We start from the raw sequence: 22,920 nt of genomic DNA on the forward strand, positions 1-22,920 counted from the left end.
GAAAACCGGCTGACCGCAACCCGCCTTCAGACTCATTTATGGATTGGAAAATACTGCGTCGGGAGTTATTGGGCTGAGGGGTGAGTAACCACCACCATCCTGTAGGGCGCAATAACCGCAGGGCATTGCGCCGTATGAACAATCCCAAAAGCCAGGTCTGCTTTGCGGGTTCTGAAAATTCACCGTAACGCAATGCATGGCGGTTGCCCGACGAGACATGCGGCGCAATGCCCTTCGGTTATTGCACCCTACGCACTGAAATATCGCGCCAAGTACGCATCGACGGTCAACAGACTCCCGGCCAGCCAGCGCCTCACCAGCCACCAGCCCAGCAACACACCCAGCGTGTTGGCGGCCATATCCGCGACATCAAAAAACCGATGCCCGCCCCAGCCCTGCGCAAACTCCAGCGCGATCCCCATCAGGCAGAAGCCAAGCGCCCAAAGGAGTTGCTGCCGCAGCGACCCATAGAGCTGCCCAAACAGCCCCATCAACACACTGTAGGCAAGGAGATGTTCCAGCTTGTCCGCAAAGGTAAAATCCAGCACCTCGGGCGGACTCGGCGTCAGCGAAAGAAACAGCACCACAGCGACCAACGCCCAGCCGATCAGCAACCACAGCAGGAAAAACCGAAACCGGTTTATCGGCAACAGCGGAGCGGGCGAGTTTTGCCTCAACCAGGAATCCTTCTGAAAGGACGAAACCATGAAAGTGCCACAGATCACCCCGTAGGGCGCAATAACCGCAGGGCATTGCGCCGTATGTCTCAGCACTCAGCCCAACTAATAGGCGTTTTTATTGATAAACCCGGTAAAGATGGTGCGGACAATGATCTTGATATCAAACCACAGCGACCAATGCTCGATGTAGTAGAGGTCATACTCAATACGTGTCTGTAGGTCAGTATCTCCACGCCATCCATTGACCTGTGCCCAACCAGTGATACCGGCCTTAACCATATGCTTTTTCATATAGTTTGGGATTTCATCCTTGAACTTTTCAACGAATATAGGCCTTTCTGGTCGAGGACCAACGATGGACATATTTCCTTTAAGAACATCAATAAATTGCGGGAGTTCATCCAAACTGGTTTTTCGGAGGAATGCACCAAACTTGGTTGCCCGGCATTCTCCTTTTTTTGCCCAAACCGCCCCTGTACTCGTTTCACAGTTCACAGGCATGGATCGAAACTTCAACATTTGAAATGACTTCCCATTCCAGCTGACGCGCTCTTGACGATAAAAAACAGGACCAGGCGAACTCATTTTCACCCCAATCGCGAGAAACAACATCAATGGACTAATGAGCAACAAAATTGTTCCAGCAATGATTTTGTCTTCCAGGAACTTAATGCCCCTGTTAAATCCATACATAGGGGATTCACTAAGATTTAAAACCGGCAAGCCAGCAACTTCGGCCATGGAATGGTTGAGAAGCCTGAGACCAAAGATATCAGGCACAAATCTAATGGTCGCTGTACAATGACGTAATTCATGTAGCATCTCACGAACGCGCTCTTCCGCACGAAGTGGCAAAGCAAGCCAGACCTCGTCAATACGACCCCGCTCTAGAAGCCGACTTAATTTTTCTACCGAACCCCGAACTTTCACACCAACAAAAATTTTTCCATGAAGCTCACTTTTATCATCAAAAAAACCTACAACATTAAGGCCGGCCCATTCAGAGAGTTTTATATTATTAGCGACCCTTCTTCCAAGGTCACCTGCTCCAACAATAACGATGCGTTTCTGATTAAAGCCGCTTGCCCGCATGATCCTCAGAAAGTGGTTTAACGAAAAACGAAAAAACAATAATAGGCCCCAGCCTGAAACAGCCCAAGCACCCACCCATTGCCGTGAAAACAGAGCGCTAGTTTTAGTCGTAACCGCGAGAATAACCAGAACAAGAAGAACACAACCCCAAGCTACAGTTAGTACACGAGCTTGGTGCCACCAGCTTTGGCCACGCCATGACTTGTAAATACCAAAAGAATTAAAAATAATAGCCGTTAGCAGGAGACCGATAAACAAGGCTATTGAGTAGTGCTGAAGCATAGGCAGCTGCTCAAATTTCCACAGATACGCCAGCATGCAACCCAGAAAGATGCAAATTATATCAATGCCTCGCGCCACGACAGATAAAGCACCTGAATACTCTCTCAACAAACCACGTGAAAACATCTTTATAGCCTTTAAATATGCACTATTGTATAGAAACGCGCTTCATGTCAGCATCCACCATCATATACATTAAATCCTCAAGGCTAGTCTTTGCTTCCCAACCTAACTTTATTTTTGCCTTAGAAGGATTTCCAAGCAACAATTCCACTTCCGCAGGCCGGTAAAACTGGGGATCAATCGCTACATAATCTTCGTAATTCAAATCTACGTATTCAAATGCAATTCGACACATATCACGAACTGTTGTTGTACGCCCAGTTGCAATGACGTAATCATCAGGCTCCTCCTGCTGCAGCATCAACCACATTGCCTCCACATAATCAACCGCATAACCCCAGTCGCGCTTCGCATCTATATTCCCTAAATAAAGTTTTTTTTGTTTACCTTGTTTGATACGAGAAACTGCATCAGTAACTTTACGAGTAACAAATTCGATCCCTCTCAATGGAGATTCGTGGTTAAATAAAATTCCACTTGATGCATGCATATTAAAACTTTCACGATAATTCACAGTAGACCAATGAGCAAAAAGCTTGGCCACACCATATGGACTACGGGGATGGAATGGAGTTTCCTCACTCTGAATTGGCTCATGTATTTTCCCAAACATCTCACTTGTAGATGCCTGATAAAACTTTGCAGTTGTATTTGTTAACCGAATAGCTTCCAGCATATTAATTCCACCCAACCCCGTCACATAACTCGTCAAGATTGGCTGAGTCCAGGAAGTTGCAACAAAACTTTGAGCACCAAGGTTATATACTTCATCTGCTTTTGAAGCACCCATTGCGCGAATTAGGGATGATAGGTCAGTCAGATCGCCCTCCAGCAAGACGACACTATCTTCGATTCCTAAATATCGAAGCCTCCACAATGTATCACTAGCTCTCCGAGCATGTAAGCCGAACACCTTATAACCCTTATCTAACAGGAACTTAGCCAGATAAGCGCCATCCTGACCTGTCACACCAGTAATTAACGCGCTTTTAATCATGACAACATTTTCTCCCAATAACCTAAAGTATCTAATAAAGTTTTTTCTACAGGAATGACCGGTGACCAACCTGTGTGTGCACGTAGTTTTGAAAAGTCTCCATAAATTCGGCGTTGCTCAGACAAGCGAAAACGGCTTGAGTCCTGTTGCCAGCTCGCTTCAACTTGAGCTAATTTCAACATGAGCAAAAGTAAAGAATGAATAGTTCGTTCCTTACCACTACAGATATTGTATGCTTCTCCATTTTGTCCCTTTTCTAACAATAGCGCATAAGCCCTTATAACATCCCTTACATCTGTAAAATCTCGTGTGACCCCAACATCACCAACATCAAGAACCGGATCACGTAGCCCAAGCTTGATCTCAACTATCTGCTTCGCAAAATCTGATACGACGAATTCTTCACTCTGTCTAGGTCCTATATGATTAAACGGTCTGGCAGAAATGACTTCAAAACTCTCAGTTTGGCTCCATTGATAGCATAATGCCTCTGCCGCAACTTTGCTAACAGCATAAGGACTACGTGGTTTAAGCGGGTGATTCTCTCCAACAGGAAGGCACTCTGAAGATACTAAGCCGTATGTATCTCCAGAACTAACGAATAACATTTTTCCCTGAAATCCAACATTTTTCAAAGCGCTAAGTAGATTAAATGTGCCCGTAAAATTAATATCATAAGTCGTCATTGGATCAAAAAAAGACTCAGGCACAAAACTTTGGGCTGCAAGGTGCATCACAAAATCAGGTTTAATATTCTCAATTGCTGCCCTCAGCCGAGTTGACTCACGCAAATCTACCTTGCCATACTCATCACTCAATGGCACACAAGGTACCTCTTCTCGAAATAACGAGCCTACAAAACCATCATAACCAGTCAATAATACCGTCATTAATCGACATTCTCCGAGCAAACTATTGACCGGCAGTGTTTTTCATATTTATCTTGGACAAAATTACTGAACTCGTTTCGAAACCGCTCAGATGAAAAACGCATTGCATTTTCACGACAAGCCTCTGGGGTGATATTATTTTCCTCCTTCTCAAAAGCCTCTACCGCCAGCTGTATACTAGCAACAGTCTGTTCCCAAAAAAAAACGCCTGTAGGGAAATCGCTTCCAAGCCCTCGTATTGTCTCAGTAGCACCACCCTTACCAAATGCAATCACAGGTGTACCACAAGCTTGTGCTTCTACAGGCGCAATCCCAAAGTCCTCCTCTGCAGAAAAAACAAAAGCTCTTGCTCGTTGCAGATAGCCACGAAGGTTATCAAACCCCTGATAACCAACTAACTCAACATTCGTGCCTGCCTTCCGCTGTATTTTTTTAAAATCTGGCCCACCACCTATCACAATCAACTTTTTTGATGGCATCTCCGAAAAAGCCTCAACAATAAGATCAATTTTTTTATATGGCACCATTCGTGAAGCTGTAACATAAAAATCATCTTTCTTACTTTTCATTAGAAATTCATCTACTGCCACAGGCGGGTATATAACTGTTGAGTTCCGATGGTATGCTTTAAAAATACGCCTTTCTATAAAATTAGAAATAGCGATAAACTCATCAACACCATTAGCGGTACGAGCATCCCATATTCTCACTTTATGAAGTACCCACTTCGCTAACCATGATTTCACACCAGCATCGAGCCCTGACTCCTTCAAATATTGATGTTGCAAATCCCAAGCGTACCGTATTGGCGAATAACACATACATATATGAAGCTGATCAGGGCCGGTTAAAACACCCTTAGCAACAGCATGGCTGCTTGAAATCACTAAATCATATTTAGACAAATCAAACTGCTCTACCATAAATGGCATAAACATTAGATATTGACGATATTTAGTTCTCGCCAGCGGTAATCGTTGCAATATCGAAGTTGTAGTTTTCTTGTTTTGAATGAATCCTCTACCATCATCAGGAATAAAATCTATCAGCGAATAAATATCTGCGTCAGGAAAACAAAGCAGCATTTGTTCTAAGACACGTTCTGCACCAGCGTATCCAGTCAACCAGTCATGAACAAACGCGATTTTCATAAACCTATTTCCTGGAAAAAATCACACAATTGAGAATTATCCTGATGTTGACCGTTCGCACAATTTAGATTCAAAATCATCCCATAAATCATGATACAGTCATACATTTATGGGATGAACAATACCTTGCTAAGGCAACCATTAACCAGATCATTTTATTACCCGCAATTGAAACTGAATTTCTACAGGAGGTAAAAAATACACAAAAAAACGTTCATATATCCTTGGAATTAGGTTAACTAAAGCTTCAATACCCAGCCATTTAAATGGGTCAAATCGAACATCTGGCCCCATAAATTTCAATCTCCTATGCAATATTTCAAACTTGAAGTCCGAATAAAAATCGTATGCTATGCGCTCATTGATAGAAAAATGATCAAAACTTCTATATCCAAACGCCACTTTATGCGTTAGGTCACTATGAAAGTTATCACTAGCATAGTGGGGAACCCGTACATTTACCCTTGCATTAGGTTTAGCAATACGGTGAATCTCAGCCAACGTTCCTAAAATATCATCCACATGCTCCAAAAAATGATTCGAAAATAGCACATCAAACGAATTCTCTTTGAATGGCCATGGAAATTGATCTAGATTATGGACTACATCAACCCCTTCTAATGAAACCCTATCCACACCAACACAATTGACCGTTTTACATTTTCCACAACCAATATCAAGGCATTTCTGTTTGTCTGTAACCATACTTGTAGTTCCCTAGGATTTAATCAATATGTCTGCAATCGTTATTTGATACTTAGCCAAGCAAAAACTGTAACTTTACCCAAAATTGAAATAGTATTCTACGCAAACAAAATAAATGTAGGGGTAAAGATCGAACAACTGGAATCATAATTAATGACTATAGCCATCAAAAACACACGAAATAGATTTTAGACAAAAACACTCATCTACGGGAAACCTTCGCACGCACATGTGCGAACACAAAGTAAAACCTAAGCATTAGAATAGATGCAATTGAAACCAAAGTCGCAAATGCAGCCCCAATCATTTCGTATCTCGGTATTAATATAAGATTTAAAATTAGGTTCAAACCTGCCGCGATTACTACCGAGACCAACAACGACCTATCTCGTTTTCTTACATACAAACTATAGTAAGGAATAAAACCAACCACATATAGAAACATTGCTGCTAGTAATAAATAAAAAACATACGTATTTTGAACAATTTCAGGCTTATTCGTCATCTTCGCAATCCATGGATATAAAATCACAAGCGCAGCTGATAAAATCGCACTAGTAACTAGTATCCCAATGGTAAGAAAGCGGTGATTTTCTTCATATTTTTCCCATTTTTCTTTAAGGTAAGCTTCAGTTATTTTTGGTGCGACAATCATAACGAGACCTGTCACAACAACTACCTGACATATCCCTGCAATATTTTGAGAAAATATATAAATTCCAACAATATCATTTCCATAATACGCCTTTAAAAAATACCTATCTGATAACTCAATGCTTTGAAGCCCCAACGTTGAAATAAAAAAAGGAAAGGCAACACGAATTCCATTTTTAATCCATTTTACATTCGGCTTCACTGAAAACGCATGCGCCCAATCCCAGCCTTGGACTTTTAATATTTCACGCCCACCAATGAATAAGGAAAAAACGGAACCAGCTACCCAAAATGCCAACAGCCACACAATTGTTTGAAACTTATCATCTAACACTCCCGCAATGATGAATGCAACAATCCACAACCCGGTGCGGCAAAAAACTACGATGCTAGCCAATAAGGGTTTTGATAATGTCGTTAACAACCTGGTAGTTTCTTGTGATAAATGCTCAACAATGACAACGCAATAAAACCAGCCGACGATTTCCCATGGAAGGATTTCCGCCAAAAAAACACTAAGAAATAAAGGAAGGACTACGGCATATGACAAGCAATGAAAAATAACCTGATCTTTTACAAACAAGGGTTGGATATGGTTATCCGCCTTAAGAATTTCACGCGTATTATAGACGTAAAAATCCAACCCCAATAATTGCATACCTAAAACCACACTGGTAGCAACTATGCCATACACACCCAATTCGGATAAACCAAAATAGCGGCCGATATATAGCACAAGCGCAAATTTGCCGCCCATGCTCAGGCCTCTTAGTGCCATGTTAACGCCGCCAGTTTTTATTGTGGAAATTACATTCACGCAATTTTTTTCATAAGCTATCTGCGGGATAGCAGACCTATACGATTAACTATCTATTAGGTTACCGCAATACCTACAACTTCCTGGAGTTTATCTACCCAGTTAAACTCATACTCCGCCATCGTACTTGAATATCGTTTTCGCGTTACATTCGCTAATGAGTTAACTAACATCTCTCTATAGTTCATATTCACATCAACAATTTCGTGTTTGTATGGTAAGTTACCTCTAAAACAACGACTTCTAACTGCAATCGGCACTTTCCCAAGCAAGGCGGCTTCAAATAATACAGTAGAGTGTGCAGCGATTACCGCTACACTCTTCGAAATACCTTCTGCAACGTCACTAGACTCATCTATTTGAACTAAACCAGATACCCCAGCATAACTTAGGCACCGGTTACACTCATTTTTATCCCTGCCTGGATGAAACCGAACAATAACATTTATCTTCAAATCCTTAACTAAAATCATAATTAACGGGCACATCATTTCCATGAAGGCGTTTAAATCACACTTTATTTCAGAACCTGGAACGCAAGCGGGCATTGCAATGAGAACGTTTTCTTGGTCCTGGGTTTCCACTTGATTTTTTAATGCTTTCTGGTAACGATGCCACAAGTTACTTTTAATTAACTTAGGGCAGACATACACATTCTTATTTCCAGCATCTAGTAAAAATGTTTTTTCGCGCTCTCCGTAACAAAGATAAACATCGAATCCTCCACGGCCAAATGCTAAACCAAAAACCGGGTATCCCGTTAAAACCCTGGAAAATGTATTAATCAGTTTCCTAGGAAACACTGACCATTTTCCCTCTGACCATCTACGTACGAGAAGAAAAAAACCATGTTGTACGTTAACCGTGCAAGCCCTGATACCTCTTTTCATTAAAATAACTTTCAACAGCTCAGCCCAGACACCTTCATCTGCCAGATATATAACAACTTTCGCAGAATCAGGAATTTCCGAAACTACCTTACCAATATGCCTATCCAATTCCTTAAATATTTTACGATAAAAAATTACCCTAATATATTTAAGAGATGAATATTCAATTTCACGGATATGTGAGTAGGTTTCTTGGTTAAACCGAATATCAATTATCTGATGACAATCAATCGAATCATCAGTGAGTGAAGATTTAATACCTTCAAATGGATCGTCTACCCTAGATACAACATACAGAAACAAATGGTACACAACTGATTTAGCCACTTTTACACCCTAAATTACCGATTGATGAATCTCAAAACTCTGAAGGAGCTCTTATTAGCGCATAATTTTTTTTATCTCGAACAAATATGATCGCAATGATTACAACAGCAAACCAAAGCAGCTGGGCAGCCAGAAGATAAGAATCAAAAATCGCTCCTACTCCAAGCATCCAAATGAATGATCGTCTCAAATATGACCATGGCTGAGCTTCAAGATTGGCGCCAGACAAGGATTGCGTCATTTTGTAAAAGAGCGAAAAAAATGCAAATATCCCAAACAAACCATACCAATAGAGCACCGTGATAATTGAGGAATGAGCACTATTTACTATATGACCATCTCTATTCAAGTAAATACTACCGGGCCCAAACCCCACGACTAGGCTAATAGGATGGTGAATCATTTCATATATCAAACTCGTCCAAATTTCTATTCTTCCCGAGCCGGCATCTGCGTTTTCATAATCAACCTCAGCATTGAACCTAGCCAATTGCTCTGTGGAATTGTCTGCTAACAGACCAGCAATTAATGGCAGTAAACCGACTATACAAACATATAACAATATCGTGCTATTTCTCTTCCTAGAAATAAAAATGACTAATCCAACTAAATATGTAATCAGCCCCCCCCTAGACTGCGTACCAATTAATGCAGCTAAACAAACCAGACCTACAAACAATAAAAATATTTTGAGCGAAATCGAATGAAACCTGCCAAAATTGTAATGGATCATAATAAGGCTAAATGACAAGACATATCCTAACGAATTAGGTGATCCGAATGAAGGTACGCCAAAACGATGTAAAAGCGTATCGTAATAATCCCATGCACTTACCACATAGGTGTAGCCTACAATTAAACTAACCATCACAGGCAAGACAACGGTAAGTTCCTTTAGCACACTCTGAGGAACCTGTCGTAATGCCATCACTCCAAATATTAAAAAAATTATCTTTATTCCGTCTTCTAGTAGACGAAAATTTTCCTCAGCATCTATTAGAAGTTGGATAGGTAGCATTCCAATCATAAACACGATAATTAAAATCGGCCATGCAACATCTTTAGGCCGTAAGGACTGTTGTATTATCCAAAGATAAATAACCCATCCCAACAAAACTTGTGAGCCAACTACGTCGCCAACCAGTTTTGTGTTGAACAACATACATAGTGACAACCATATACACCAAGCCATGGTTTTAATGTGCATTTGGTTTATACCGGCAAGGGTATACAAACCACCATCACGAATGTCTTTTTTATTTATTCGCATTATTCATTGGCCACTATAAAACAGAACGACCACATGCCGCATGCCAGCTGACACCTAGTCCGAGGGCAAAAGATTTCACCTTCATTAGTACAAAAACTTTTACATATTCGCACCATGAATAAAGCATATTTACCCAATCCGCACCAAACAGGACTACAGTGCTACAGTGCTACAGTGCTACAGTGCTACAGTGCTTTCAATGAATAGTTAGTAAAGCATTGTAACTTATACGCAAACACTCTTAAGAATCTGGAATTCAATTAGTAAGTACAACACTACCTGTTTCTACCTGTTGTTAAGGTCGCAAGCTGCAGTAGTGTCGTGGCTTTCCCCAACCGACCAAAGCAAGGGGCGCACAGATGAACTCCAGACCATCACTTATGACAACGACCGTGAATTCACTGACTATGAAGGCATGGCCGTTGACCTAGATACCCGCATTCACTTCGCTCATCCTTACGCCTCCTAGGAACGCGGATTACATGAGAATACCAACGGTCTCATCCGGCAGAACTTTCCGAAAAGCTGGGATCTAACAACGGTGACCAAAGCAGAACTTGAGCACGCCATGGATAGATTGAATCTCCGGCCTAGAAAGCTTTGGGTTTTCGTACGCATTATGAGGAATTCATTAATACACGAATCACCTTTAATTTACATGTGGAAAAAATAGCCGCATATATAACCATACTAGCAATCCGCCCCCTTCAATAGTCCAATAATTAAAGCACAGATATTTCACGCTAATCGGCACACCTGTGCCCATAATCATGAAGCATCTGAAAAGCAAATGACTTTTTCTCGATATTTTTTGCTAATCTTGTGAAGAATACTTGGGTCTCGTTTTTTAATTGTAGGTTTAATCTGGCCTACAATTTCAAGCGTTTTTTCTCCGAATTCGAGACCCAATTCTTCTGCAAAGTTATTTGCGACATCTAACGGGCTTGACAGCAAGGTGTTATAACTGATTTCAATTTTTCCCCCAACCTTTTCTAAGCCTTCATATACTCGTATATAATAATATGCACACCTATCAACTTCTGACATGTTAACCCAGTCCTCATCTTCCTCTTTTCGCACCCAAAAAGGGATGTGAAAATTTCGATGCACGCGAAATGGCCATACCATATTCATCTGGCTTCTCTCGTTCGAAAACCATTTTTTTTCTAAGAGTGAATTAATCGTACCTACTGCGTCTCTTTTCATAATCACAAATTTTGTTTTTGGATAATATCTTTGAAGATCCGCGATATATGGCGTAATGTCTGGCATTTTAAATGCTATATTTCTAGAGATACCATTTTGTTCTAAGTCAGTCTTTCGTACTGACTTAGATAGTCTTTCAGCAACATCCAGCTCAGACTTTGCATTAAAAACAGAACTATCATCGGCAAGATTACAATTTATACGTCGCCCCGCTATCGAATCTATAAAAAAATCTTCATACAAATAGCTCTCATATAATAATTTCCATTCATCCTTTCCAAGTATTTTTATCAAAGGGAGCAGTGAAAACAACATAGGTGGCTCAAAAGCATATTCCACACCTTTAAAGCTGTATAACATTTTCCCTAATATTGTCGTACCACTTCTAGCTGAACCAGAAATTAATATAGCCTCACATACTTTATTATGTGCTAATTCACTTAATCCAAGTTTCATATCACCACTTCTTCAACCAAATATTATTAGGATTTATTGTTGATGGATAATCTAATCCATATCAGCATAAATTTTTAACGCTTCCCTTAAGATTATCCAATAATTCAACATCCCAGTGTGGCAGACTAAAGCCTTCCCCAATCAAAGACTGTCGCGCAGTCTTTAGGCCATCTCCAACAAAATTAAAGAGGTGGGCTGTCGCAACAGCATCTACCCTGTCATCCCTAAGCCCTTCAGAAAAGTGATTATACTTCCCCGCACCGCCAGCTAGAATAATGGGCTTAGTCACATTGTTAGGAAGCAAATCTAACAACTCCATAAAATATCCTTGTCCTGTGCCATCACGATCCATCGAATTGAGGTAAATTTCTCCCACAGGAAATTTTATCAATTTTTGTAGCCATTCCACTGCTAACACCGCTAATCTAACTGTTCCATTTTCTATCCAGACTTCATATATATCACCAACTTTTTTTACGTCAATTGATGCTATAACACACTGACTTCCAAATTCCGACACCATTTCTTCAACTATTTCTGGCTCAGAGTGAATTAACGTATTAACTATAATTTTGTCTGCCCCAGAGTGAAGCAATTTTCTCGCTTCTTCAACTGAACGAATGGCTCCACCGGCTGAAATTGGAACAAAACATCCCTTTGTCAAAGCCTTTACACAAGCACAAAACTTACTCTCATCTCTGTTATTCCTTGATACGTCCAATATAATTAATTCATCAATAGAAAATGCAATACTTGAAAAATCGTAATTTTTTTGGAGCCAGCTTAGGTCACCAACTTTTTGCAGCCTAAAATTGCGACTAAGCATAAAATAACCGTCATCGTACAACAGGGTGAAAATGACTCTTTTTTTCAACACGGGAGCATTACCCCACTATAAAATTACGGAGAAGGACAAGGCCATTTGTCTGACTTTTTTCAGGATGAAACTGTGTGCCACATACATTGTTTACCTCAAATGCTGCGAGAAATTCTAAGCCATACGAACATAAACCTACGTGGCCTTTTAGATCTTCTCGAATCATCCGATACGAATGGGTAAAATAAAAATCCGCACCACCATGCAGTCCTTGAAAGAGACCCGGTTCATCACTAAAGTTTACGGTATTAAATCCCACATGAGGAATTTTACCTCCCACACCCACATCCTTCTCGCTAAACCTTTCGACTCGATTAGTTATTAGCCCTAAACCTTCAGTCTTTCCATCTTCTGTTCCATGGGATCCAAGAAGTTGCATTCCAAGACAAATGCCTAGTATTTTTGTGCCACGCTTACTTACTGACTCAATAATAGCTTCGTCAACGCCCCTTTCATGTAATGCGATCATTCCTTTTCTGAATGAACCCACTCCCGGGAGAATAAGATAATCAGCGTTGACAATCTTTTCCGGATCTCCTGTTAAATCAGTCTTACTACCCAGATACTGTAGCGCACTTAAAACAGACCAGACATTCCCCATTCCATAATCTATAACAGTTACCATCACATATACTCACAACGCATATTATTCGACAATAAAATTCGGCTCCCAAATTCCATTTTTTTTCTCAAAAAGGCTTTTATTCACCCATTGATCCAGGACAGAATCAAATTCATGCTGCGTCATCTGGTAATAATCTAAATAGAGATCAATAAATTCTTCCGGATAATGCCCATCATAAAGGCGAACAAGATTTACTGCCTGCTCACGTGTCATTGCCCCACGGCGAATTTCAATACCGGCATCTTGTGTTGCTCGGCCAAAACCAAATTTTAGATACATAATATACGCATGTAAGGAATATAGAGCTTGATCGTTTTGAGCAAAGTTAGTAAACGTACCTACATTATTTTCATCTGCTTCTTGCAAACCACAGTGTTCTTTCGCAACAAGATAATTACGATATGGGTCCCATGATTCATAATAGGACCAATGAGTGATATTCAGCTCTGTCTTTTCAAGTTCTTTTTCAGTAGGAAACCGAAAAAAATATAGTTGTGATTCTTTCAAACCAGATGCCTTTAGTATTTGCTCGTGCCCCCCTTCCAGATATATACGTCGCATATATTCTATATTATACATTGAGTGAGTGTTTGACTCTGTTGAACCGCCATATTCAACTTCTCCGTCTTCTCCATAAAAGATTAACGGTATACCTAGATTTACCGTCATCCGTACAACCGCCGCTTGCATTGCAATTAGCCATCCATAATATGGAAACCCCTTCTCAATAAATCCAGTTTTATTAAGTATACGCATGGCTTCGGCATCGGGATTAATTTGGACATGGTTGTATCCGCTCTGAACAAAGTTTAGTAAGTTTTGATCGCCCAACTCAAGACTCAGTGCTGGAGTAACGGTGATCGCAAGAGGATTCATTCCATACTTGTGTTTCAATTGATATGCTACATAAGAGCCATCCTTGCCACCGCTTACTGGGGCAACACAGTCAAACCCTCCTGAGTCTGAGCGATGCTGGTCTAGCAGCTTCTCCAGTGCTGCCTGCCTAGGCACCCAATCCATAGATCGCTTTGTTTCCATCCACTGACAAGCATTACACCAACCTCTATCATCAAAGGCAATCCGAGGTCGAGTCGACATATTGAGACAATTCTTACACCAAAACACATTACTCATATTAATTCTCTTTTAATTGTTACCAAACCGTCCATCCACCATCTACAATGAGGTTCTGTCCAGTCATATACGAAGATAAATCACTAGCTAAATAAACAATAGCGCCTTTAAAATCTTCTTCTGTTGCCATGCGACCAGATGGTGTGCGTGAAACATATCTTTGTACAAATTCTTGTGGTTGCTCCCGAAAAACTCCACCTGGTGAAATTGAATTTACGCGCACATTAGGCGCCAACGTCGTTGAAAGCCAGCGAGTTAATTGTAACAACCCGCCCTTAGAAGCTGAGTATGCTGCAGGATTACCCATTTGCGTGCCTTCATAGAGCCGATAGTCTGGTGCACTTAACCCATAAATTGAAGATATATTGATAATCGAACCACCCATACCTGCCTTTAATAAGGGTGCACAACCCTTGCATAAATCAAACACTGCCGTTAAATTGACTTCGATAGCGCGCTTCCATGTATCCACAGTTTGTTCTTCAAAAGGCACTACCCATCCCTCGAGATTACTGGTTCCAGCAAATGCCGCATTATTAACCAGTATATCCACGCTTGGTAAAGAATGGAGATATTGAATTAGCTCATTACGTTCAGATTCTAATTCAAGATCACACGTAATAATTTCAACAGAAACACCCCACCTAGACATAATATCCTGAGCAGATTTATTGAGTTTTGCTTCATCAATATCAACAAGAACAATATTTGCACCTATTTCTGCTAACGCGTCACCAAAAGTAGCCCCAAGAAACCCAGAACCCCCTGTGACTACAGCGCGTCGACCAGATAAATCTATTAACTGTTTAACATTTTTCAATTTGTTTCTACACCGCATCATCAATCAAACATTGGGCAATACTAAAATCTACTAGAGTATCGATATCTAGCGACCGCTCTTGTGGAATTACTACAGCTTTAACCACACCATCAAATATTCCTGTCGCCTGTAAAATAAAATTTTTTCTCGCAACATAGGCTACTGTTGTCATATTATAAGCACTTGGTACATCCTGTCGTCGTATATAGTGTTCCTTTTCTGCGCAGAACAATCTAGCGCGCCCCGTATCGTCAATACGCACCATATTAAAATATGGGTTGTTGTGAGCTTCACTAACAGTAACCACAATATCAGTATCATCAGTCAAAGCTGCCAAACACATCTCCATATCTTCTATGGAACGTAACGGAGCGGTCACCGGAATACTGACAAAAACATCAAACTTCCCATACTTTTTCTCAACATATTCCACAGAGTGTTGCCAAGCCAACCACTCAGGGGAATGATCATCAGCAAGCTCCGCTGGCCGGCTAATAACTTCAACCCCCAATGTTCGAGCAACTTCAGCAATTTTTTCATCATCAGTTGAAATAAATATTCGTTCAACTTCACTCATTCTTTGCGCTATTTCAACGGAATAAGCCAGCATAGGCTTACCACCAAGCAACTTAATGTTCTTGCCCGGTACGCCTTTGGAGCCACCTCGCGCGAAAATAAACGCATGTGTAATCATTGAAAAACCTGCTTCCGGCCTGTTTCATTGGCAATTTTTGCTGCCTCAACCAGCGCCAAGGCCTTAGCACCATCCTGCAGAGACACAAGAGGTTTGTCCCCCTCCTCAATGCAGCGGATAAAATGTCGTAGTTGGCATTGAAATACTTCATCACGACTGTAAGAAAAATCTTCTGTTTCAGACGCACCATTTACAGGGCGCCATGTAACTTGGTTGGAAATTGCATTCCATGTTGCTGTACCCTCGCTGCCCTCAGCAACACAGAGTCTAGCAGGATGTCTCCTATGAAAGTCTAAATGCAATGAAACGGGTATCCCATTGTGATTAGTAAGTATCAAATCAGCACATTCTTCCACCTGTAATTCAAGATAATTACTGTTATACAAATTGGCAACGACTGAAGTCATTTCACCAAAAAACCAACGAATGTAATCAAACTCATGGCTTAATTCTAATAATACACCACCACCTTGATCGGCCTGCGCTGAGACAGTTTGACGATAATCCTGTTCCGGCCGCCAATCAGGTAAACATGAACCTGTCTCTACGCGAACATGTAGTAATTGCCCCAACTTGTCATTCTCCAACAGTTTTTTATATGCGCGTGCTGCCGGATCATAGCGCAGAATGTAGCCTGTCAGTGCAGAAATACCACTCTGATTAGCTGCAATAAGCAAGTCATCAACCCCAACGGAGTTATGTGACAATGGTTTTTCCACCAAGAGATGCACACCTGCTCGAGCCAATATCGTGGATTGTTCAACATGCAAGGTTGCAGGACTCGAAATTATCGCAGCCTGAATACCAACAGCTATTGCATCATGCAGCGAAAAAACGATTCGATCAGCCAAAGCTAGCTCTGGCCACTCTTCTCCGTGTCCGGATCGAACAAGCGTTACCTCGATTTCGGGACGTATTGCTTTTAAATTGCGAAGGTGGCGTCGTCCAATACTACCCAAGCCAACAATTGCTATATGATCAACGATCATACTTGCCCTTTGGAGATCGTAATTTGCGCAAGCTCAAAATCTTCCGTTCGTCCTATATCAAGCCAGTATTCATGTACAGGAAACATATTAACTTGCTTACTTCTCGTTATTTGATTCTGTAGTAGATCTGGCATATCCAAAAACTTGCTACCGCTGACATCGCTATATAATTCCGGGTTTATGACATAAATTCCTGCGTTGACAAAAAATTTATGGATTGGCTTTTCAACAATGTCTATAACACGGTATTCATCTGCGGTAACAACACCATAAGGTACCTGGAAATCGTACTCACGCACACACATAGTCGCAATCCCACCAAATCTCTCGTGATATACCAGAAGATCTTCAAAATTTACCTTTGTAAGTAGATCTCCATTCATCATTATAAGTGGCTTATCAGACAAGTCGTCAGGCAAAAGCCCAAGTGCACCGGCAGTACCAAGCGGCTCATTTTCGTGAACATATTCAATCTTGACGCCCCAGTTATCCCCATTTCCAAAATGATCACGCACCATATCAGCTTTGTAATGAGTTGATATGTAAAAATTATGGAAACCAGACTTAATAAATGATTCAAGGATAGTTTGGAGTATCGGTGTATTGCCTACTTTCAACAAAGGTTTTGGAGTATCTAATGTCAGGGGTCGCAACCGTTTTCCAAACCCTCCTGCCATTAGAAAGACAGGATTATCATGGCAAGCTTTTGAAGTCAGATGCTGTATAGTTTCCATGCCAACCAAGCAACCATCTTTATCCAACAATGGCACATGAAGCAAATCACTGGCAGTCATGATCTCAAGAATAGTTTCGCGGTCATCATCCACTGAGGCAGTCCTAGGTGCTTTATACATAATCTCTCTAACTGGTTCATCCATACCCAAGCGATTGATCAAACCCCGCCGTATATCCCCATCCGTAACTGTACCAAGCAATTGGTTTTTATTATTTATTACCAAAACAATTCGTTGTGCTTCTTTGTCCAGAATTTCTATGGCACGTGAAATAGGCTCCTCTGAGCCAATGAGTACATTGCGCCAATTATGCATCCTTCATTTCCTTACCATTTCTGCTACGTGTAATTTCGTTTCGAACCTGAAACATCGTGACCCTATCCTCCACATCCTTAAGCACCACACTGCCTGCGCCAACTACAGAGCCGCATCCAATTGACACGCCCTGAATAACGCAGGCTCCTGTACCAATGTGCGCACCGTTTCTAACATGAACTTCACCACTAAGTGTCACACCGGGAGCGATGTGACACTGCCTCCCAATCACACAGTCATGATCTATGGTTACCCGAGTATTGATAATAGTGTCTTCATCGATTTTAGTTCCTGGCTGGATCACTACGCCGGCCATAACCTGAACCCCCTCTGCCAACTGTACATCACTAGCCATCGTGGCTGTAGAATCTACAACTGTAGAAAAATGATATCCAAGGCTGCGAAAATGGTCTGCAAGCGCCCAACGTGATGTTTTTTCGGGCAATGCGCCAACCCCATTCACAAGCAGCACTTCATCTATCGAATACTTTGAAACCACATTATCTTTTCCAAGTATTTTAATACCCATAAATTGATCACCGACACTTTTTGCCAGATCTATGATTCCAATAATCGGCACCTCATTGCGCTTCAGCATTTCGATTAGTACCTTTGCGTGTCCACCCGCACCAATAATAATGACCGGGACTCGCTTTACATTTGATCGATTCAGTGACAAGGCTGACTCTTTTCTAAATATGCAAGAATTATAATCATGGAAACTGGTGTCATTTGTCAGACTTGTTCATCATAATCAATATTTTGATCGCTAACTTTTCCAAGCAATGACCAATATTCCATAGGACTACGACCAGTGCCCGGTCGTTTCAGCGCAAGATTTTCCTTCGAAAGGACATCACCCTTATTTATATGGGTTGCAGCCACTAGACTCTTACGCGCAATATCCCGGTTATTCAACTCTGATGGTCGCGGTCCTTTTTTTCCATCCCCAAGAGATTTTTCCGTATCTCGGATTGCCTGCACCATTGCTTTAAGCTCATTCGGCTCTAAGGATGCTTTATGATCGGGACCAGGTAGAGTTCGATCCAGTGTAAAATGTTTTTCAATGATAGTCGCGCCGCGCGCAACTGCAGCAATCGGCACAGTAATCCCGTTACTGTGATCAGAATAGCCAACTCTTAATCTAAATGCCTGCGCCATCGTATCCATAGCACGCAAATTAATATCTGTCATTGGTGCAGGATACTCTGTTGTGCAATGAAGCAAGGTCACCTTTTCCTGCAAACTAGCAATTCCTTTATCAGAATAGAAAGCCGACTGAAAAGCATTCATTGAAGGCGCCCCAACTCCAATATACCCATATGCAATAACACCAAGGGCAGTCTCAATTTCGCCCAATGTCGCCATACCAGTAGATAAAATAATTTCTTTTCCAGATTTAGCATGAGCCAATAGAAGTGGCCCATTTGTTAATTCACCCGATGGGATTTTAAGCATCTCAAGCTTCATCTCTGACACTAAAAATGCAAGGCTATCAAAATCAAAAGCTGTTGAAAGAAATTGTACGCCCTTGTCCTGGCAGTACTGTTTAAGCTTGTAATGCATTTCATGCGATAATTCTAACCGCATAAGCATTGCTAGCTGCGTTTCCCTAGAGTCGGTAGTTTGTTTCTGGTAAGAAGCCTTATCGGCCCTACTTGTAGCAAGGTTCTCGGCCTTAAAAGTTTGAAATTTTACAGCATCAACGCCAGCTGCTGCCGCAGCGTCAACCAACTGAAAGGCCATTTCAGGGTCACCATTATGATTCACCCCTGCTTCAGCGATAATAAACACACTCATGCGGTTACATCCAAATCAAAAAACTGTTTCTTAATGATCTCATCAAGCGGAAAACCACATAACACCTCAGCGATTTTTTCTGCTGTTCCACCTTCTCCGTAAGGATTTCGCACCTGCTTTAAACTTTCCTGAAACTCAGGAGAATAAAGTCGTACCAATGCTTTTTGAATGGAGTCAACATTAGGGTCACAATCTATAACGCTCTTTGCACAAATTCGCCCACGTTGGCGATCACCAATATTAACTGTACCAATCCGAAAGGATGGGGCTTCCAGCAGGCCGCTTGATGAATTACCAACAACGCCATCGACGTATTTCATTGCAGATAAATAACGCAATTGTCCAAGAGAAGCGAAGGAGATCGCCTTATCCATATGTTCAGAAACAAACTCATCAATCAGTTTGTTAATGATACGTCCATCAGTATCCGCATTCGGTTTTGTAAATATAAAATGTGTGTCTTTCAGGTCACTTAACACATTTAATAGAGCTTTAAACTGTTTTCCAGCCGTCGCATTTTCCAGAGTAACCGGATGAAATGTAACCATGAGATTTTGTTTAGCAAGCCTCAAGCCAATTGCTTCCTCAAAAGACTTTCGGTCCAGCAGCTTTAATCGCTTAATATTATCTATACCCACGCCACCAACATTAAAAACGCGGGTTGGATCTTCGCCTAATTGAATAACACGGTCACGATATTCTCCGGTTGCAACAAAATGGAGATGGGCCATCTTTGTAATTGAATGACGCATAGCCTCGTCAACTGCACCCTCTGTAGTTTCACCACCGTGAATATGCGCAATAGGAATACGTGCAGTCATGGCCGTGCTTGCAGCGGAAAATATCTCATATCGGTCGCCCAGCACCACTGTGATATCCGGGTTTAATTCAGAAAATGCATCTGCAAAGCCAATCATGGCGAGGCCCATGGATTTACTGATACCAACAGGCGTGTCAGACGAAAGAAGCATTTCAACCTTACGATTGATAACAAATCCATCCTGTTCTATTTGCCGCCATGTCTCGCCAAATTCAGGAGAAAGATGCATACCTGTAGCAATTACCTGCAACTCCAATGAAGGGCTTTCCTGTATCTCTTTCATCAACCAATATAGCAGCCCATATTCGGCACGAGAGCCGGTAACTACGCATATTGTTCGATTGGTATTTATAGTCATTACACAATTGCTAATTTTGCGACGCTACTTGGGATATTAACTATACATCCCATAGCCCATTCGGTATTTTCCAATGAGCCATGATGACACTTTGCATACATAGATAAACAATGCATTGCCTGCCATGCGGGCCGGGTCATGACAGCATTGTTATTGGTATATTCAAGAAAGGCATCTCTCTGGTCACTATCCTCGAGGAACAAAGTATTCAGCCAATAATTAGAGTACGCATTATCCGGCTCATGGAGCATTTTAACCTCATGTTTCTCACACCAACTTTTATAGTGCTGCGCTAATACGCGCTTAGCGGCGACAAACCTAGGTAATTCTTCCATCTGCGCCACGCCTAAGGCTGCATTGATATTGGGCATCCTGTAGTTATATCCAATTTCATCATGAACAAACTCCCACTTGTGAGTAACTTTGGCGGTTGTCGTTAAGTGTTTTGCTCGCTTTGCCGTTTCCTCACAATTGGTTAGAATCATACCTCCACCGCCTGTGGTGATAATCTTATTACCATTAAAACTCAGCACGCCAATATTCCCCAACGTTCCAGTATGGTGGTTACGCCATTTGGAACCAAGAGATTCAGCCGCATCCTCAACAACAGGAATAGTGTATTTTTCACAGATTGATATGATTGAATCCATATCAACAGAATGCCCAAATGTATGCATAGGTACACAAGCCGCAATACGTCGACTTGTTGTCCGATTCCAGGCCTGCCCTTCTCGAACCTCTGCATGTTCATCAAGATAGGCCTGAAGGTGCTCTGCTGAAAGCCCCAAATGGTTGCGATCCACATCAACAAACACAGGCTCACCACCACAGTAGGCAATAGCATTACATGTGGCCACAAAGGTCAGAGACTGAGTAATCACCTCATCACCTCTTTCCACACCAGCTAGCAGTAACGCCGCATGCAAAGCAGCCGTCCCATTCACAGTGGCGACAGCATATTTTGCACCAGTATAACTAGCGACATCTTCCTCAAAGCGACTCACGTATGCGCCAACGCTAGAAACGAAAGTGGAATCAATCGTATCAAGCATGTACTCCTTTTCGCGCCCATTAAATAATGGCTCATGCAGAGGTATGAAATCATTCGTCTGGTATGCATCGCGAACAAACCGTACAAAGCAATCAAACATTATAGATATCGGCCTTATACTTACTCAAATTTTCCGGAAGAATAATCCAATTAATTGTACGTTCCAATCCTTCACGAATACTTACCTGCGGATTAAACCCTGTCAGGTCTCGTATCTTGCTATTATCACACCAAAGCCGAAGAACTTCTGATTTTTTCGGGCGTATGCGCTGTTCCTCGGTAATAAAATCGACATCACTTCCCATCAACTCTTTAATAAGCTTCAAAGTTTCGTACACCGATATTTCGTAATTAGAGCCAATATTTACCGTTTCACCAATGGCACCATCGGACTCAGCCAAGGCAAGAAAACCTCGGCACGTGTCCTCAACATAATTGAAGTCGCGTGTCGGCGTAACATCTCCAAGCTTAATTTGTTTCTTACCACTTGCAATCTGCGTAATAACCGTTGGAATTACTGCACGTGCAGATTGCCGAGGTCCGTACGTATTAAAGGGCCTCGCAATAGTAATTGGCAAATCGAATGAATTATAAAAACTCATCGCCATTGCATCAGCAGCAATTTTAGTTGCGCTATAAGGTGACTGTGGTTGCAATGGATGCTTTTCATCAATAGGTACATACTGGGCAGTGCCATAAACTTCGCTAGTAGATGTGTGTATGACACGTTTCACACCATTCTCCATAGCCGCTTGGCAGATGTTGAGAGTGCCATTAATATTTGTATCTACGTAACTATTTGGTGCCACATATGAATATGGAATAGCTATCAAGGCGGCGAGATGGAAAACCACATCTACATCTTTTGTTATATGCTTACAATAATGCGGATCCCTTACGTCACCTGTCAGCACCTCGACGCCATGCTCAATATTTATATCTTCCAACCACCCCCAGTTATTAAAGGAGTTATACTGAGATAGTGCTTTCACCTGATAGCCATTATTCAGCAGCATTTCTGTAAGATGCGATCCTATAAACCCATCAGCACCAGTTACTAAAGCTCGAGCTCCCATTTACACGTTTCTCCAAAGTATTCGGCAAAAATCTTTACAACCAATTTAGGTACGCTACGCCAGCCAATCTTAATACACTGCTAACCT

General features: G+C 41.5%; 22 protein-coding genes. All 22 read right to left on the reverse strand.

Annotated elements, in window-relative coordinates:
* Positions 1–248 precede the first annotated feature (248 nt).
* The 22 genes from RRB22_10810 to RRB22_10915 all read right to left on the reverse strand — a co-directional run bounded on the left by RRB22_10810 (position 249) and on the right by RRB22_10915 (position 22,833).
* The gene (locus RRB22_10810) at positions 249–677 is read right to left on the reverse strand and encodes a VanZ family protein (protein MDT8384898.1); all 429 of its coding nucleotides are present in this window, start codon (positions 675–677) and stop codon (positions 249–251) included.
* Positions 678–782: 105 nt separating this feature from the next.
* Positions 783–2,180: an undecaprenyl-phosphate glucose phosphotransferase gene (locus RRB22_10815; protein ID MDT8384899.1), complete on the reverse strand. Its 1,398-nt coding sequence runs from the start codon at positions 2,178–2,180 to the stop codon at positions 783–785.
* A gap of 22 nt (positions 2,181–2,202) precedes the next feature.
* Positions 2,203–3,174, reverse strand: coding sequence for a GDP-mannose 4,6-dehydratase (gene gmd / locus RRB22_10820; protein MDT8384900.1), 972 nt, complete (start codon positions 3,172–3,174; stop codon positions 2,203–2,205).
* Positions 3,171–4,064, reverse strand: coding sequence for a GDP-mannose 4,6-dehydratase (locus RRB22_10825; protein MDT8384901.1), 894 nt, complete (start codon positions 4,062–4,064; stop codon positions 3,171–3,173). Before RRB22_10825 ends, gmd begins: the two co-directional genes overlap by 4 nt.
* Positions 4,064–5,215, reverse strand: coding sequence for a glycosyltransferase family 4 protein (locus RRB22_10830; GenBank protein ID MDT8384902.1), 1,152 nt, complete (start codon positions 5,213–5,215; stop codon positions 4,064–4,066). The genes RRB22_10825 and RRB22_10830 overlap by 1 nt, the downstream gene beginning before the upstream one ends.
* A 150-nt stretch (positions 5,216–5,365) precedes the next feature.
* Positions 5,366–5,920, reverse strand: coding sequence for a class I SAM-dependent methyltransferase (locus RRB22_10835; protein ID MDT8384903.1), 555 nt, complete (start codon positions 5,918–5,920; stop codon positions 5,366–5,368).
* Positions 5,921–6,122: 202 nt separating this feature from the next.
* Complete coding sequence (locus RRB22_10840; GenBank protein MDT8384904.1) at positions 6,123–7,391, reverse strand: oligosaccharide flippase family protein; 1,269 nt, start codon at positions 7,389–7,391, stop codon at positions 6,123–6,125.
* A 56-nt stretch (positions 7,392–7,447) separates the two neighbouring features.
* Positions 7,448–8,608, reverse strand: a complete 1,161-nt coding sequence (locus RRB22_10845) for a hypothetical protein (protein ID MDT8384905.1) — start codon at positions 8,606–8,608, stop codon at positions 7,448–7,450.
* A gap of 31 nt (positions 8,609–8,639) precedes the next feature.
* Positions 8,640–9,878 carry an O-antigen ligase family protein gene (locus tag RRB22_10850; GenBank protein ID MDT8384906.1) on the reverse strand — a complete coding sequence of 413 codons (1,239 nt, stop codon included), beginning with the start codon at positions 9,876–9,878 and terminating at the stop codon, positions 8,640–8,642.
* 768 nt (positions 9,879–10,646) lie between these two features.
* Entirely contained in the window at positions 10,647–11,540 is an 894-nt protein-coding gene (locus RRB22_10855; protein ID MDT8384907.1) for a sulfotransferase, read from the reverse strand.
* A 61-nt stretch (positions 11,541–11,601) separates the two neighbouring features.
* Positions 11,602–12,417 (reverse strand): imidazole glycerol phosphate synthase cyclase subunit, encoded by an 816-nt coding sequence (locus RRB22_10860; protein ID MDT8384908.1) that lies wholly within the window; start codon positions 12,415–12,417, stop codon positions 11,602–11,604.
* Between the two features lie 7 nt (positions 12,418–12,424).
* Positions 12,425–13,042 (reverse strand): imidazole glycerol phosphate synthase subunit HisH, encoded by a 618-nt coding sequence (gene hisH / locus RRB22_10865; protein ID MDT8384909.1) that lies wholly within the window; start codon positions 13,040–13,042, stop codon positions 12,425–12,427.
* A 21-nt stretch (positions 13,043–13,063) separates the two neighbouring features.
* Positions 13,064–14,176 (reverse strand): N-acetyl sugar amidotransferase, encoded by a 1,113-nt coding sequence (locus RRB22_10870; protein MDT8384910.1) that lies wholly within the window; start codon positions 14,174–14,176, stop codon positions 13,064–13,066.
* A gap of 19 nt (positions 14,177–14,195) precedes the next feature.
* Complete coding sequence (locus RRB22_10875) at positions 14,196–14,996, reverse strand: SDR family oxidoreductase (protein MDT8384911.1); 801 nt, start codon at positions 14,994–14,996, stop codon at positions 14,196–14,198.
* A gap of 7 nt (positions 14,997–15,003) precedes the next feature.
* The gene (locus RRB22_10880; GenBank protein ID MDT8384912.1) at positions 15,004–15,690 is read right to left on the reverse strand and encodes an acylneuraminate cytidylyltransferase family protein; all 687 of its coding nucleotides are present in this window, start codon (positions 15,688–15,690) and stop codon (positions 15,004–15,006) included.
* Positions 15,687–16,679, reverse strand: a complete 993-nt coding sequence (locus tag RRB22_10885; GenBank protein MDT8384913.1) for a Gfo/Idh/MocA family oxidoreductase — start codon at positions 16,677–16,679, stop codon at positions 15,687–15,689. The genes RRB22_10880 and RRB22_10885 overlap by 4 nt, the downstream gene beginning before the upstream one ends.
* Positions 16,676–17,728 carry a nucleotidyltransferase family protein gene (locus RRB22_10890; protein ID MDT8384914.1) on the reverse strand — a complete coding sequence of 351 codons (1,053 nt, stop codon included), beginning with the start codon at positions 17,726–17,728 and terminating at the stop codon, positions 16,676–16,678. Before RRB22_10890 ends, RRB22_10885 begins: the two co-directional genes overlap by 4 nt.
* The gene (locus tag RRB22_10895) at positions 17,721–18,407 is read right to left on the reverse strand and encodes an acetyltransferase (protein ID MDT8384915.1); all 687 of its coding nucleotides are present in this window, start codon (positions 18,405–18,407) and stop codon (positions 17,721–17,723) included. The genes RRB22_10890 and RRB22_10895 overlap by 8 nt, the downstream gene beginning before the upstream one ends.
* A gap of 56 nt (positions 18,408–18,463) precedes the next feature.
* On the reverse strand, positions 18,464–19,528 hold the full coding sequence (neuB, locus tag RRB22_10900) for an N-acetylneuraminate synthase (GenBank protein ID MDT8384916.1): 1,065 nt from the start codon (positions 19,526–19,528) through the stop codon (positions 18,464–18,466).
* Positions 19,525–20,706 (reverse strand): UDP-N-acetylglucosamine 2-epimerase, encoded by a 1,182-nt coding sequence (neuC, locus tag RRB22_10905; protein ID MDT8384917.1) that lies wholly within the window; start codon positions 20,704–20,706, stop codon positions 19,525–19,527. The genes neuB and neuC overlap by 4 nt, the downstream gene beginning before the upstream one ends.
* Positions 20,706–21,857 carry a LegC family aminotransferase gene (locus RRB22_10910; protein MDT8384918.1) on the reverse strand — a complete coding sequence of 384 codons (1,152 nt, stop codon included), beginning with the start codon at positions 21,855–21,857 and terminating at the stop codon, positions 20,706–20,708. Before RRB22_10910 ends, neuC begins: the two co-directional genes overlap by 1 nt.
* Positions 21,850–22,833 carry an NAD-dependent 4,6-dehydratase LegB gene (locus RRB22_10915; protein MDT8384919.1) on the reverse strand — a complete coding sequence of 328 codons (984 nt, stop codon included), beginning with the start codon at positions 22,831–22,833 and terminating at the stop codon, positions 21,850–21,852. Before RRB22_10915 ends, RRB22_10910 begins: the two co-directional genes overlap by 8 nt.
* Between the last annotated feature and the right edge of the window lie 87 nt (positions 22,834–22,920).

Source organism: Gammaproteobacteria bacterium (assembly GCA_032250735.1).
Lineage (GTDB): Bacteria > Pseudomonadota > Gammaproteobacteria > SZUA-152 > SZUA-152 > SZUA-152.